Origin of the sequence: Janibacter corallicola NBRC 107790 (assembly GCF_001570965.1) — a bacterium.
In the GTDB taxonomy this organism is placed as follows: domain Bacteria; phylum Actinomycetota; class Actinomycetes; order Actinomycetales; family Dermatophilaceae; genus Janibacter; species Janibacter corallicola.
On the sequence record NZ_BCSR01000017.1, the window covers coordinates 21,811 to 35,454 of the forward strand.

Consider the following 13,644-nt stretch of genomic DNA (forward strand, 5'->3'; position numbering starts at 1 on the left):
GTCTAGACCTCCGTCTCGTCAGTCCCACTCGAACCCACCGCGACGCCACACGTAGGCGTCGGCGATGAAGAACGCGTTGAACAGGAAGAGCACCACCGCAAAGAGGGTGAACGCACCGAGCTCGTCGAAGGCGACGGCGAAGGGGTACAGGAACAGCGCCTCGATGTCGAAGATGATGAACAGCATTGCGGTCAGGTAGTACTTGACCGGGAAGCGGCCGCCCTCCTCGGCCTGCGGTGTGGGCTGGATACCGCACTCGTAGGCCTGGGACTTGGCCAGGTTGAACCGGGCCGGCCCGACGATGAGGCTCATCCCGACCGACACGACGGCGAAGCCGAGGCCGATGAGGAAGAGGAACAGCAGCGGGATGTAGGGGTTCATCGCTGCACGACCTCACTTTCTGACGGGGCGGTGACGCCTTCTTCGATACTAGGGCCGACCGTGATCGAGGCCACACCCGGCTCACGCATTGGGGGCCATCCGCGTCATCAGGTGCACGAGCCGGTCGTCCAGTCCGCCGCCCTTCTCCTCCGGCAGGTTCGCCATGAGCTTGAGCATGAAGTGCATGAGCGTCTTGCGCGGCAGGCCGTACTTCGTGGCCAGGCGCATGATCTCGGGCCGGCCGATGAGCTTGGCGAACTGCGCCCCGAGGGTGAAGTAGCCCCCGTGCATCTGCTTCATCGTCTCGGCGTAGGAGGCGAGCACCCGCTCCCGCCCGTCGGCGTCCCGGCGGGCCAGCCCCTGCAGGATCGTGTCGGCGGCCGCGTGGCCGGCCTCCAGCGCGTAGTCGATGCCCTCGCCGTTGAAGGGGTTGACCATCCCGCCCGCGTCGCCGACGAGCATCAGCCCGCGGTCGTAGAGGGGCTGGCGGTTGAAGGCCATCGGCAGGGCCGCGGCGGTGATCGAGCCCTGCATGGTGTCGGCGTTGATGCCCCACTCCGGCGGCATCGTCTCCACCCAGCGGCGCATGACGTCCTTGTAGTCGGTGCGCCCGAAGGCCTCGGAGGTGTTGAGGACGCCGAGCCCGACATTGCTGCGCCCGTCGCCGAGCCCGAAGAGCCAGCCGTAGCCGGGCATGAGGATGCGTTCCCCGCTCGGCGTGCTCGACCACAGCTCGAGGTGGCTCTCGAGGTACTCGTCGTCGTGCCGGGGGGTCTCGTAGTAGGCCCGGACCGCGACCGCCATCGGCCGGTCCTCGCGCTTCTCCCGGCCCATCTTCACCGAGAGCCGGGAGGAGACGCCGTCGGCGGCGACGACGACCGGGGCCCGGTAGGTCTCCTTCTCGCCGGTGGCGCGGCCGCGCTCGTCGACGACCTTGGCGACCACGCCCTCGATCCGACCGTGCTCGTCGAGGATCGGCTCGTGGGCGTTGCGGCCCTCCAGCAGCGTCGCACCTGCGGACTGCGCGTGCCGGGCGAGGACCTCGTCCAGGTCGGCCCGGGCACGGACCATCCCGGTCGCGGGGAAGGAGGTCACGTCCGGCCAGTCCAGCTGCAGGCGCATGCCGCCGCCGATGATGCGCAGGCCCTTGTTGTGCGCCCACCCGTCGGTCTCGTCCAGGGGGACCCCGAGGTGGACGAGCTGGCGGACCGCACGCGGGGTCAACCCGTCGCCGCAGATCTTGTCGCGGGGGAACTGCGCCTTCTCGAGCAGGACCACGTCCTTGCCGGCCTTGGCCAGCCACGCAGCGGTGGCACTGCCGCCCGGTCCTGCACCGACGACGATGGCATCCGCCGTCGAACCGTCCGTCGCGTCACTGGTCACGAAAAGTTCCTCGAAGGCTTGTGAATGAATTCACGATCGCCGGGCAGCCTACCCCTCGCCCGGGGCTCTCGCGTCAGGCCCCCTTCGTCGCCCGGTGCAGCGCGACGATGCCGCCGGTGAGGTTTCGCCACTCGACCCCGCCCCACCCGGCGTCGGCGATCCACCGGGCCAGCCTCTCCTGCGCCGGCCAGGCCTGGATCGACTCGGCGAGGTAGACGTAGGACTCCGGGTTCGAGCTCAGTCGGCGGGCCACCGGCGGGAAGGCGGCCATGAGGTACTCCGAGTAGACCGTGCGGAAGAGCCGGCCCACCGGCTGGCTGAACTCGCAGATGAGCAGCCGGCCGCCCGGCCGGGTCACCCGCAGGAACTCCGCGAGCGCCACCTCCGGCCGGACGACGTTGCGGAAGCCGAAGGACATCGTCACCACGTCGAAGGACTCGTCGGCGAAGGGCAGGCGGGTCGCGTCGGCCGCCGAGAAGTCCAGCCCCGGACGCTGCCGCAGCCCCTGCCGGAGCATCCCGAGGGAGAAGTCCGCGGAGACCACCTCCGCCCCGGCACCACGAAGGGGGACCGAGGAGGACCCGGGGCCGGCGGCGATGTCCAGGATCCGCTCCCCCGGACGCGGGTCGATCGCCCGCACGACGCTGCGGCGCCACAGGCGGGTCTGCCCGAGCGACATGACGTCGTTCATCAGGTCGTACTTCGCGGCGGTCTCGTCGAACATCGCGGCGACGGCCTTGGGGTCCTTCTGGAGGGAGGCACGACTCATGTCCTCATCCTCGCACCCGCAGTCGTACCCTGTTCACGCCATGACCTCCCCTTCCCCTGCCGACCAGCCCCCCGTCGGTGACCCCGGCGACACCCTGCTCGCACGTACCGTCGCCGTCCCCCTCCCACGCGTGGAGGACCTGCTCGCCCTGCTGCCGGAGCCAGAGGACGTCGGGGACGTCGTCTCCTGGGTCCGCCGTGGCGAGGGCCTGGTCGGGTGGGGGCGCGTGGCCACCTTCGCCTCGAGCGGGCCCGACCGCTTCGCCGAGGCCCAGCAGTGGTGGCGACGCACGACGGCCGAGGCCATCGTGCGCGACGACGTGCAGGAGCCCGGGACCGGCCCGATCGCCTTCGGGTCGATGGCCTTCTCCCGCCACTCCGACTCCGACTCGGTGCTCGTCGTCCCCGAGGTCGTCGTCGGACGCCGCGGCTCCCACGCGTGGATCACGACGATCACGCGGGCCTCGACCGTCCCGCCGGCGGACGTGCTGCTCACGCACCAGCCCGAGCCGGAGGGGCCGGGGCCGGTGGACTTCGAGGACGGCGACCTCGGCGTGCAGCGCTGGTCCCAGGCCGTCGACGAGGCCGTCGCGCGCATCGGCGCCGGTGAGCTGGACAAGGTCGTGCTCGCCCGCAGCGTGCGCGCGTGCGCCGGGCGGCGGATCGACCCGCGATGGGTGCTGCGACGCCTCACCGAGGACTACGACACGACGTGGGTCTTCGCCGTCGACGGGCTCGTCGGCGCGACCCCGGAGATGCTCGTGCGCCTCGAGCGCGGACTGGTCACGTCGCGCGTGCTGGCAGGCACGATCCGACGCAGCGGTGACGACGGTCACGACCTGGCCCTCGCCGGGTCCCTCGCCCGCAGCAGCAAGGACCTCGAAGAGCACGAGTACGCGGTGCGCTCGGTCGCGGACGCGCTCGCGGAGCACACCTCCTCGATCAACGTGCCGGAGTCCCCCTTCGTGCTGCACCTGAACAACGTCATGCACCTCGCGACCGATGTCGCCGGGGTGGTCGACGACGACTCGACCTCGCTCGGGCTCGCCGCCTCGCTCCACCCCTCCGCGGCGGTCTGCGGCACCCCCACGCCGGCGGCCGACGACGTCATCTCGCAGCTGGAGTCGATGGACCGCGGCCGCTACGCCGGGCCCGTCGGCTGGATGGACGCCTCCGGTGACGGCGAGTGGGGCATCGCGCTGCGCTGCGGCGTCTACGAGGACCCGACCTCGATCTCGCTCTACGCCGGCTGCGGCATCGTCGCGGGTTCCCGCGCCGAGGACGAGGTCGCCGAGTCGGTCGCCAAGCTGCTGCCGATGCGGACCGCGCTCGGCGGCTGAAGGGGGCGCCCCGCCCGCCCCACGATCATCGGGTCACCCGAGAATCCCCCTCTTCGCAAGAGTTTGGAACTCTTGCGAACCGGCAGGAACTCTTGCCGAGCCGGGGCGAAGGGGACCGCAGTGCCCGGTCAGGAGCGAAGGGGGCCGCCTGACCCGAGTGCCGCGGCGACCACCTCGTGGGTCCGCGCCTCGGTCTCCCGGCGCCGGTCCCCGTCGATGGGCACCCTGACCACTCTGATCCCCTGCGCGGGCCCGGCCACGACCCGGGCCAGCTCGGCGACGTCGGTCACGGTGGTGCAGTGCAGGCCGTGGGCCGCACACAGGGCAGAGATGTCGGTCCCGGTCGGCGTGGTGAAGAGCCGACGCAGCGAGCCGGAGAGCTCCGGGGCGCCGTACTCAAGCGTGCTGAAGATGCTCCCACCGTCGTCGTCGACCACGACGATGGTCAGGTCCGGCCTCGGCTCGTCGGGGCCGATGAGCAGACCATTCGCATCGTGCAGGAAGGTCAGGTCCCCCAGCAGCGCCGCCGTGGGGCGCCCCGGCCGCGAGAGTGCGAGGCCCACCGCGGTGGAGACGCACCCGTCGATGCCGGCGAGGCCCCGGCTGGTGACCAGGTCGACGTCGGGGCGCTGCCGCGGGATGCCGAGGTGGACGTCCCGGGCGACGCTGCTGCTGCCGAGCAGGAGAGCGGCGTCCGGCGGCAGGGCGTCGTGCACGGCACGGGCGAGGGCCGGCCCGTCGAGGTCGGCGCCGGCCACCGCGGCCAGGGCGTCGGCGCACCGTTCGGCGGCCTCCAGCCACACCCGGGCGAAGGGGGTCACCCCCCACCCCTCACCGGTCACCGCGAGCGCCGCGAAGGGGTGCACGGCCTCGGCCTCGTGGGTGGAGTCGGCCCAGCCGTGTGCTCCGGGCTCTCCCGTGGTGACGACCTCGACCCGCACGTCCGTACGGCGGGTCAGGGCGGGCACGAGGCGCCCCAGGGTAGGGCGGCCGATGACGAGCAGCCGGGAGGGCAGGTGCGCGCCGACCCAGTCCCGCGCGCCGAGCAGCCGGGTCCCGTGGGGCAGGACGAGGTCACCGGTGCCGGCGCCGGGCTCGGCGATGACCGGCGCGCCGTGGTGGCGGGCCCAGCGAAGGGCATCGGCCCGATGCGCGGCCGTCGGCAGCTCCCCGATGACGACGAGGGTCTCCGGGTCGTGCGGCAGCGGCGGTGCCGGGCCGGCCGTGGGGGCCGGTGGCTCGGGCAGCGTGACCCAGGGTCGGCCGTCCGGGCGCCCCGCGACGGCGCCACCGGTCCCGGCCCGGCTCCCGGGGTCGTCCCGCTCCCGCCGGGCGGGGGCGGGCGCCCCGGTTCGGGGAGGCGGGTCGGGCGCGAGCGGGTCGCGGTAGGGCAGGTCCAGGTGCACGGGGCCGGCGAGCCCGGACCCGGCGAGGTCACCGGTGGCAGCTGCGTGCGCCCGGGCTGCGGTCGTGCGCCAAGCCGCGGCCTGCCTGGTCGGGTCGCTCGGGGTCTCCAGCTCGGCCATGAGGCGGACGGCGCCGCCGAGCAGGCCGAGCTGGTCGGTGGCCTGGTTGGCCCCGACGCCGCGCAGCTCGGGCGGGCGGTCGGCGGTGAGCAGGATGAGGGGCACCGCGCCGTGGTGGGCCTCGAGGACGGCCGGGTGGAGGTTCGCCACGGCGGTGCCGCTCGTCGTGACGACGGCGGCGGGGCTGAGGCTCTCCTTCGCCAGGCCCAGCGCGAGGAAGGCCGCGCTGCGCTCGTCGACACGCACGTGCAGCCGCAGTCGCCCCTCGGTCTCCAGCTCGTGGGCCGCGTAGGCCAGCGGCGCGGACCGGGAACCGGGGCAGAGGACGAGCTCGCGCATCCCGAGCCGGCAGAGCTCGTCGAGCAGCACGCGGGCGCCGGTCGTCGAGGGGTTCACGGGCCCGATCCTGCCACGCGGCCGCGGGCGCGACGGGAGCCGTCACTCCAGCACCCGTTCGATGTCGTAGTCGATGACGACGACCTCCGGGGCGTCCGGCGCGAGCAACCGGTCCGGATCCCCCAGGAAGGGCGCGGCGCCCTCGCGCCATGCCCGGACCGAGGGGTGGTCGCTGGCGTCGACGAGCCCGGCGGTCTCGGTGTACTCCCCCAGGGCGTGCGCGTCGGTGGCTCCCGCGTCGGCCCCCAGGTCCTCGGCGAGGCTGCGGCGGATCGTCACCCAGTCGGCGCGATCGGGGTTGGGCGCCCCGTCGAGCCCGGCGACGAGGTCCTCCTCGTGCTCGAGGCTGAGGACCGAGACCCCCTCGGGCACGGGCACCTGCCCGATCGGGGCGCCCGAGGTGACGACGTGGGTCACGTCGTGGTCCTCGCGGAAGCGCGGGTCGGCCGCGAGCGCAGCGGCGGTGAGCCCGCCCTGGCTGTGGCCGGTGAGCATGACCGGCCCGGAGCGGGGGGCGCCCGTCCGTGCCCGGGCGTCGTCGAGCGCCCGAGCGGCCCCGCGACTCGTCAGGCTCGTGCCGCGGGCCGAGAGCAGGACGTCGCTCGTGAGGTCCCAGGGGTTCTCACCGGCGCGGGGGTCGAAGCTCTGGGTCCCCGGCAGGTCCACGATCCAGCGCCACCGGCCGTCGGGGCCGGGGATGCCGGTCACGCGCAGCCGGTCCCGCCCCGAGGTCGGCCCGTCAGGGGCGACGAGGTCTCCGAGGGAGTGTGGCGCGGGCACGTGCCGCGGTGCGCCGTGGGCCCGCACCCGCACCCGCCTGCCCGACTCGTCGAGGGCCGTTCCCGAGGCCGCTGCGACGATGACCCGCAGCGCCTCCTTCCGGGTGCGCGGCGGGTAGGCCACCCCGGCGCGTGCGGACCGCCACCCGAGCCAGGCCCCGAGGGGCGGCAGACCGCCGCCGAGACCGGTGACGAACCCGTCGAGCCCGTCCGCCGCGGCAGGCACGAGCCACGGCTGGTCGAAGAGCACCTCGTCGACCTCCCCGCCGACCGAGTGCCCCACGCCGGTGACCGCCTCCTGCACGTCCTCGCCGATCGCGGCGCCGACGGGGGTGGCCAGTGCGGCCCCGACGACTGGCACGGCGAGCGCGCCCACCCCGACGACGGGAGGGCCGATGCCGCCGAGGGCGGACCCGACGGCCGTGCCGGCCCAGGCCCCGACGGCGGTCGCCGCCTCGTCGGCGAGCCGCCCGGCGACGTCCTCACCGCGCCGGTAGGCGCGCACGGCCAGGTCGGTCACCGTGCCCGTTGCCAGGAGCCGGGCTGCCGAACCCGCCGCGCCCCCGGGGCCGGCGGCCGACGCGAGGACACGCTCGACCTCGAGCAGCTCGGCCGGGGCCAGCGCTCCGGCCGCCGCGAGCGCCGGATCGGCGGACAGCCGCCCGATGGAGAGGACGACCTCGAGCAGGTCATCGGCGAGGGTGCGCAGCCGGGCGGCGGCGTCCTCGAGCTCCTCCAGCGTCACGGCCAGCCCCGCGACGCCGCCCCCGACCTCGATGCTGCTCACCACAGCACCCCGGGGCCGGGTGGCCCCCCACCGAGCGCCGCCAGGTGCTCGAGCGCGGCCCGCCGCTCGCGTGCCGTGGACTCGAGATCACGCACCGACCGGGCCGCGCGGCGGACCTGCTCGGCGAGCTCGAGGAGCTCCTCCCGGTGCTCGGCGACACGGTCGGCGAAGGCGTCGGCCGCGACGCCGCGCCACTCCCCCTTCGCCATGACCGGTAGCCGACCGGCGGCGCCGTCGACCGTCTCGGCGCACCCCCGCAGGGCGGTCACGACCCGTTCGGCGTCGGTGATCCGCCCGATGTCCGGCATCCCCTCGATGTCCATGTTCCATGGCACCGTGCGGGAGGCGGTGCGCGCAGCAGCCGTCCCCGGCCTGTGGGCCGGGGGCTCCGGCCGGTCGGGGATGTGGAGGAGTCAGCCCGGCAGCTGCGCCCGGGCGGCGGTGATGCGCTCGCGCCACCACGTCACCCGGTCCGGCGCCGCGGCGTGCGCCTCGAGCAGCCCCGGGTCCGCGGTGACCTCACGTACCGGGAGCCGGCCGTCGTGCGGGCGGAGGGGCTCGTCGGTGACGTCGGCGGCGAGCATCGCCCCGGTGCCGAGGCCGCACGCGTGCTCCAGCGACGGCAGGGCGGCGGCGAGGGCGACGCCGGCGCGCAGCCCGATGCTCGAGTCGATCGCGGAGGAGACGACCGCGGGCAGGCCGGTCTCGGCGACGATGCGCAGCGCCGCGTCGACCCCGCCGAGGGGGGCGACCTTGACGACGACGAGGTCGGCTGCGCCGAGCCGGGCGACCTCGAGAGGGTCCTCCGCCTTGCGGATGGACTCGTCCGCGGCCACCGGGACCTCGACCCCGGCGCGGGCCAGCGCCACCCGCAGGCGGGCCAGGTCCCCCACGGCCGCGCAGGGCTGCTCGGCGTACTCCAGGTCGTAGCGCCGCAACCGCGCCAGCGCGTCGCCGGCCTGGGCGATGCTCCAGCCACCGTTGGCGTCGACGCGGACCCGCCCCTCGGGGCCGATCACGTCACGGACCGCGGCCACCCGGTCGACGTCGTCCTGCTCGTCCTGCCCGGGCTCGGCGACCTTGACCTTGACGGTGTCGCACCCGTCGTAGCGGGCCAGCACCGCGGGGACCTCCCGCGCCGGGACGGCCGGGACGGTCGCGTTGACCGGGACCGTATCGCGCACCGGGTCGGGCCAGCCGCTCCACGCGGCCTCGATGGCGGCCGCCAGCCACCGGGAGGCCTCGGCGGGCCCGTACTCGACGAAGGGGGCGAATTCCCCCCACCCCCGTGGCCCCCGGATGAGGGCGACCTCGCGCTCGGTGACGCCGCGGAAGCGCACGTTCAGCGGCAGCGTGACCACGGCCAGCCCGTCGAGCAGCTCCGCCACGCCGGGCCGCGGCGCGTCGCCCATGGTGCTCACCGGTCGCGGCTGGAGAGCACGCAGAATTCGTTGCCCTCCGGGTCGGCGAGGACGGTCCACGTCACGTCCGGGTCCTGCCCGACGTCGGCGCGGGTCGCCCCCTTCGCCAGCAGCTCCTCGATGAGCGCATCCCGGTCCTGGTCGATGTGGGGTGCGAGGTCGATGTGCAGCCGGTTCTTGGTCGTCTTGCCCTCCGGCACGGGGGCGAAGCTGAGGCCGGTGCGCCGCGCCTGCCACGTCGCGACGTCGTCGACCGGGCCCTCGGTCTGCTCCGGGGGCAGGACCTCGCACTCGTACTCGTCCTCGTAGCCGATGCGGTAGCCGAGGACATCGGCCCACCACCGAGCGAGCGAGCGGTGGTCGCGGGCGTCGATCGCGAGCTGGTACAGGAGCAGGCTCATGCGACCAGACCGTAGACCTTGTCGATCGCCAGCACGCCGAAGGCGATGGCGCAGAGCACGAGAGCGGCATTGGCGGGCCACTTGTTGCGCCACTGCCGGGGCACGCGGTCGGTGTTGAGGATCCACAGCAGCGTCACCGAGAGGAAGGGCATGAACAGCGCCCCGAGCACCCCGTAGGCGAGGATCAGCCACACCGGCTTGCCGAGGAACATCATGGTCATCGGCGGGAAGGTCAGCCAGAGGATGTAGACCCGGTACCAGAGGCCACCGCCCAACCGCTCCGGAGCATCCTCATCGAGTCCCCGCAGGTGACCGACGAGGTCGGCGAACATCAGGGAGACGCCGTTCCAGACCCCGAGGAGGGAGGACATGGCTGCGGAGAAGAACCCGACGAGGAAGACCTTGCCGACCCATACTCCGTACCGTCCGGCGAGCACGTGCGAGAGGTCGAGCAGCCCCTTGTCCCCGTCGGTGATGGCGATCTGGGTCGAGTAGAGCAGCTCGGCGCCGACGATCAGGGTGGCGAGGACGAAGATGCCGGTGACGGTGTAGGCCACGGTGTTGTCCACCCGCATGAGCCGCATGTGGCCGGGGGTGTCCCAGCCCTTCTCGCGCAGCCAGTAGCCGTAGGCGGCGAGCGTGATGGTGCCGCCGACACCGCCGGCGAGTGCGAGCACGTTGATCAGGCCCTCGTCCGGGATCACCGGCCGCAGCCCGGAGAGGATCTCCGGGAGGTTCGGGAGGGTCATCAGCGCCGCCCCGACCATCGTGATGAACATCAGTCCGACGAGGGCGGCGCAGGTCTTCTCGAAGAGGCCGTACCGCCCGGTCCACACCAGGGCAGCGCCGATGACGGCGGCGATGATCCCCCACCAGGCCACCCCCAGGACGGGGAAGAGGGAGCGCAGCGCGAGCCCGGTCCCGGCCATGGCGGCGGCCCCGTAGACGAAGCCCCAGATGACGATGTACGGCACGAAGTAGACATGGGTCCACCGCCCGAGGCTGGACCACCCCTCGTAGATCGTGTGACCGGTCGCGAGGCTGTACCGGCCGGCGCCCTCGACGAGCACGATCTTCATGATGCAGCCGAGGACCACGCACCAGACGAGCGCGTACTGGAACTTCGCTCCTGCGATGAGGGTGGCCACGAGGTCGACGGCACCGACACCGGTGGCGGCGACGACGATGCCGGGCCCGACGAGGGACCATCTCTTCGCGCTGACCTGTTCGACCCCGGGTGTCGTCATCGCACCCTCCTCCTGTCGTGATCGGGGTCACCCACTGTCGCGCACGCCGGCTCCCGTCGCAGCGCGGGAGGGTGTGCAGATCCAGGCGGTCAGCCCGTCAGGACGACCGCGAGCTCACCGCGCTCGGCCTCCGCCGGCCGCAGCTCCCACCGCCACTTCGTCCAGTACCCACCCCGGTCGTCGGCGTGCGCGGTCCAGCCGTCGTCGACCAAAGCCGCGTCGAGACGCCGGCGCAGCTGCCGCTCGGAGCTGCCCGGGCCGCTCTCGTACTCGACCTCCAGCACCGGACACCCCTTGAAGCACCACGTGTTCCCGTGCACGTCGCGGGCCGCCTCGAGGAAGCCCCGCGGAGGGTGCACCTCGCGCTCGTAGGCCGCGACGAGCCGGTCGCGGGTAGGCGGAACCCGGTACCAGGTCACCGCGCCGGCCAGGAGGGCGCAGACGGTCAGACCGACCACCCACCAGCGCAACCGCCGTGGCCGCAAGCCCAGCAGGGGCATCACCAGCAGGAGGAACCACACGATCGCACCCCACAGCCACCCCCTCTGCCCGGAGGCCACGGTGAAGAAGCCGATGGCGGCATAGGCGATGACCGACATGACGGCCAGGACGAGGAGGGCAAGGACGACCCGCACGACGCGGTTGACGCTCCCCCGGGTGGCCACGGTCCCACCGTAGGAGCCCGAGGGGCGCCCCCGCCTGAGTGCAAGTGCTCGGGCTGCTGCTCCGGGGTGCGGGCGTCGTAGGCTCACCGACGTGAGTGCACTGGAGAACGTCAGCGAGACCTTCGACCCGCAGGCCTGGGAGGTGGTACCCGGCTTCGAGGATCTCACCGACCTCACCTACCACCGGGCCAAGGACGTCGGCTGCGTGCGGATCGCCTTCGACCGGCCGGAGATCCTCAACGCCTTCCGCCCGCACACCGTCGACGAGCTCTACCGCACCCTCGACCACGCCCGGCGCACCCCCGACGTCGGCGTCGTCCTGCTCACCGGGAACGGCCCGACCCCGCGGGAGGGCAGCAGCGCGAGCACCGAGGGCTGGGCCTTCTGCACGGGCGGCGACCAGCGCATCCGCGGCCGCTCCGGGTACCAGTACGCGAGCGACCCCACCGGCGACGACACCGTCGCCGGTGTCGACGAGCGCCGGGTCAAGGCCGAAGGGGGGCGCCTGCACATCCTCGAGGTGCAGCGCCTCATCCGCACCATGCCGAAGGTCGTCATCGCCCTCGTCGGCGGATGGGCGGCCGGCGGCGGGCACTCGCTGCACGTCGTCTGCGACATGACGATCGCCAGCCAGCACGCGCGCTTCAAGCAGACCGACGCCGACGTCGGCTCCTTCGACGGCGGCTACGGCAGCGCCTACCTGGCCAAGATGGTCGGGCAGAAGCGCGCCCGCGAGATCTTCTTCCTCGGCCGGGCCTACACCGGCGCGGAGATGAAGGAGATGGGCGCGGTCAACGCGGTCGTCGAGCACGCCGAGATCGAGACCGAGGCACTGCGGATGGCCCGGGAGATCATGGCGAAGTCCCCCACGGCGATCCGGATGCTGAAGTTCGCCTTCAACCTCACCGACGACGGGCTCATGGGCCAGCAGGTCTTCGCCGGCGAGGCGACCCGACTGGCGTACATGACCGACGAGGCGGTCGAGGGGCGCGACCAGTTCCTGCAGAAGCGGGATCCGGACTGGTCCTCCTTCCCCTGGTACTTCTAGACACCCCTCGCCGATCCCCGCGCGTCGGAGGTGACCGGCGCCACATCCGGTCCTAGGGTGTCCCGGTGGACGTCCTGCACACCCTCATCGCCATCGCCGTCGCGATCCTGCTGATCATCCGGTTCCGGATCGATCCGGTGATCTCGCTGATCATCTCCTCGATCTACCTCGGCCTGGCCGCGGGTGTCGGGCTCAAGGGGACCGCCGACGCGATCACCACCGGATTCGGCGACATCATGGCCGAGGTCGGTCTGCTCATCGGCTTCGGCGTGCTCATCGGGGCGCTGCTGCAGGCTACGGGCACCTTCCGCGACCTCGTCCACCTCATCGCCGAACGCGTGGGCAACCGACTGCCCTATGCGATGGCGGCGGCGCTGTCGATCATCTTCCCCTCCATCTACGTCGACGTGCAGGTCGTCCTCGCCTCCCCCATGGCGCGGCAGGCGGCGCCCGTCATCGACAAGCGAAGGGGGCTGCCCTGGCTGGCCGGGTCCATTGCCGTGGGCATCTTCGCCGGCTACGTCTTCGTCGTGCCCGGCCTGGCGGCCGTGGCCGTGGCAGGGTTGCTCGACCTGCCGCTCGGCACCTACCTGATCTTCGGGGCCCCGATCGGCCTCGGCACCGCGCTCCTCGTCGCCTTCCTCTTCCGGCAGCTGCTGCGCACCGGCTACTGGGATGCGCGCACCGACATCGACGAGTCGGAGATCGAGCACCCGGACCACCCGGACCACGCCGCGTGGGAGGCCATCGGCACCGAGGGCGAGCAGAGCGCGGCCGGGGCCACCACCACGGCGACCGACGAGGTGCCGGAGAAGGCCGCCCGGATGCCGCTGCTGCTGCGCCTGACCCCGATCCTGGTCCCCCTCGTCCTCATCGCCGTCGGCGCCTTCACCGAGCTCTTCGACGTGAGCACCCCGGTGCTGGCATTCCTCGGCAACGCGAACATCGCCCTCTTCATCGGCCTGCTCGTCGCCTTCGTCCTCGCCCGCGCGACGCTGGGCACCGACCACTCCGGCGAGGCCATGACCAGCGGCTTCCGCACCACCGGCGAGATCCTGCTCATCACCGGCATCGGCGGCTCGCTCGGCGCCGTCATCACCGAGACCGGCCTGGACAAGACCCTCAAGGGCCTCTTCTCCGCCGACGCGAGCGCCCCGATCCTGCTCAGCGTGCTGCTCTCGTGGTTCATCGCCGCGCTGCTGCACTTCGCCATCGGGTCGGTCTCGGTCGGCGCGATCACCGCGGCCGGCATCATCGCCCCCGTCGTCTCCCAGATCGGGGTCGACCCGGTCGTCATCGCCCTGGCGATCGCCTCCGGTGCGATGTTCGCGCTGCACGTGAACAGCAACTTCTTCTGGATGTTCAAGACACTGCTCGGCCTGTCCACCAAGGGCGCCCTGAAGACCCTGACCATGGCAACCTCCCTCGGCGCGCTCGTCTCGCTACCGTTGGTGCTCGTCGTCAGCGTCATCGCCTGAGGGGGAGCAGCTCGTGGAGGATGA

General features: G+C 72.9%; 13 protein-coding genes. 3 read left to right on the forward strand and 10 right to left on the reverse strand.

Going from position 1 to position 13,644, the window contains the following annotated elements:
* Nucleotides 1-18: 18 nt before the first annotated feature.
* The 3 genes from JCO01S_RS08195 to JCO01S_RS08205 all read right to left on the reverse strand — a co-directional run bounded on the left by JCO01S_RS08195 (nucleotide 19) and on the right by JCO01S_RS08205 (nucleotide 2,533).
* Nucleotides 19-381: an NADH-quinone oxidoreductase subunit A gene (locus JCO01S_RS08195; RefSeq protein ID WP_068253579.1), complete on the reverse strand. Its 363-nt coding sequence runs from the start codon at nucleotides 379-381 to the stop codon at nucleotides 19-21.
* 81 nt (nucleotides 382-462) lie between these two features.
* On the reverse strand, nucleotides 463-1,764 hold the full coding sequence (locus JCO01S_RS08200) for a geranylgeranyl reductase family protein (protein ID WP_068253581.1): 1,302 nt from the start codon (nucleotides 1,762-1,764) through the stop codon (nucleotides 463-465).
* Between the two features lie 73 nt (nucleotides 1,765-1,837).
* Entirely contained in the window at nucleotides 1,838-2,533 is a 696-nt protein-coding gene (locus JCO01S_RS08205) for a demethylmenaquinone methyltransferase (RefSeq protein WP_068253584.1), read from the reverse strand.
* 40 nt (nucleotides 2,534-2,573) lie between these two features.
* Here JCO01S_RS08205 and JCO01S_RS08210 point away from each other — a divergent pair, with 40 nt between their 5' ends.
* On the forward strand, nucleotides 2,574-3,872 hold the full coding sequence (locus JCO01S_RS08210; protein WP_068253587.1) for an isochorismate synthase: 1,299 nt from the start codon (nucleotides 2,574-2,576) through the stop codon (nucleotides 3,870-3,872).
* A gap of 128 nt (nucleotides 3,873-4,000) precedes the next feature.
* Here the strand turns inward: JCO01S_RS08210 and menD are convergent, their stop codons facing one another.
* From menD to JCO01S_RS08245, 7 genes are all read right to left on the reverse strand, one after another.
* Nucleotides 4,001-5,794 (reverse strand): 2-succinyl-5-enolpyruvyl-6-hydroxy-3-cyclohexene-1-carboxylic-acid synthase, encoded by a 1,794-nt coding sequence (gene menD, locus JCO01S_RS08215; protein ID WP_068253590.1) that lies wholly within the window; start codon nucleotides 5,792-5,794, stop codon nucleotides 4,001-4,003.
* Nucleotides 5,795-5,836: 42 nt separating this feature from the next.
* Nucleotides 5,837-7,360: a YoaK family protein gene (locus JCO01S_RS08220; protein WP_068253593.1), complete on the reverse strand. Its 1,524-nt coding sequence runs from the start codon at nucleotides 7,358-7,360 to the stop codon at nucleotides 5,837-5,839.
* A complete protein-coding gene (locus JCO01S_RS08225; RefSeq protein ID WP_068253596.1) occupies nucleotides 7,357-7,683 on the reverse strand; it encodes a hypothetical protein in 327 nt (108 codons plus the stop codon). The genes JCO01S_RS08220 and JCO01S_RS08225 overlap by 4 nt, the downstream gene beginning before the upstream one ends.
* 90 nt (nucleotides 7,684-7,773) lie before the next feature.
* A complete protein-coding gene (locus tag JCO01S_RS08230; RefSeq protein ID WP_068253693.1) occupies nucleotides 7,774-8,772 on the reverse strand; it encodes an o-succinylbenzoate synthase in 999 nt (332 codons plus the stop codon).
* Nucleotides 8,773-8,777: 5 nt separating this feature from the next.
* Nucleotides 8,778-9,182: a VOC family protein gene (locus JCO01S_RS08235; protein WP_068253607.1), complete on the reverse strand. Its 405-nt coding sequence runs from the start codon at nucleotides 9,180-9,182 to the stop codon at nucleotides 8,778-8,780.
* Entirely contained in the window at nucleotides 9,179-10,429 is a 1,251-nt protein-coding gene (locus JCO01S_RS08240; protein WP_068253609.1) for an Nramp family divalent metal transporter, read from the reverse strand. The genes JCO01S_RS08235 and JCO01S_RS08240 overlap by 4 nt, the downstream gene beginning before the upstream one ends.
* Before the next feature lie 89 nt (nucleotides 10,430-10,518).
* Nucleotides 10,519-11,094, reverse strand: a complete 576-nt coding sequence (locus tag JCO01S_RS08245) for a hypothetical protein (RefSeq protein WP_068253612.1) — start codon at nucleotides 11,092-11,094, stop codon at nucleotides 10,519-10,521.
* Nucleotides 11,095-11,185: 91 nt separating this feature from the next.
* Between JCO01S_RS08245 and JCO01S_RS08250 the strand changes: the two genes are divergently transcribed.
* The gene (locus JCO01S_RS08250) at nucleotides 11,186-12,142 is read left to right on the forward strand and encodes a 1,4-dihydroxy-2-naphthoyl-CoA synthase (RefSeq protein ID WP_068253620.1); all 957 of its coding nucleotides are present in this window, start codon (nucleotides 11,186-11,188) and stop codon (nucleotides 12,140-12,142) included.
* 65 nt (nucleotides 12,143-12,207) lie between these two features.
* The gene (locus tag JCO01S_RS08255) at nucleotides 12,208-13,620 is read left to right on the forward strand and encodes a GntP family permease (protein WP_068253623.1); all 1,413 of its coding nucleotides are present in this window, start codon (nucleotides 12,208-12,210) and stop codon (nucleotides 13,618-13,620) included.
* Nucleotides 13,621-13,644 lie beyond the last annotated feature (24 nt).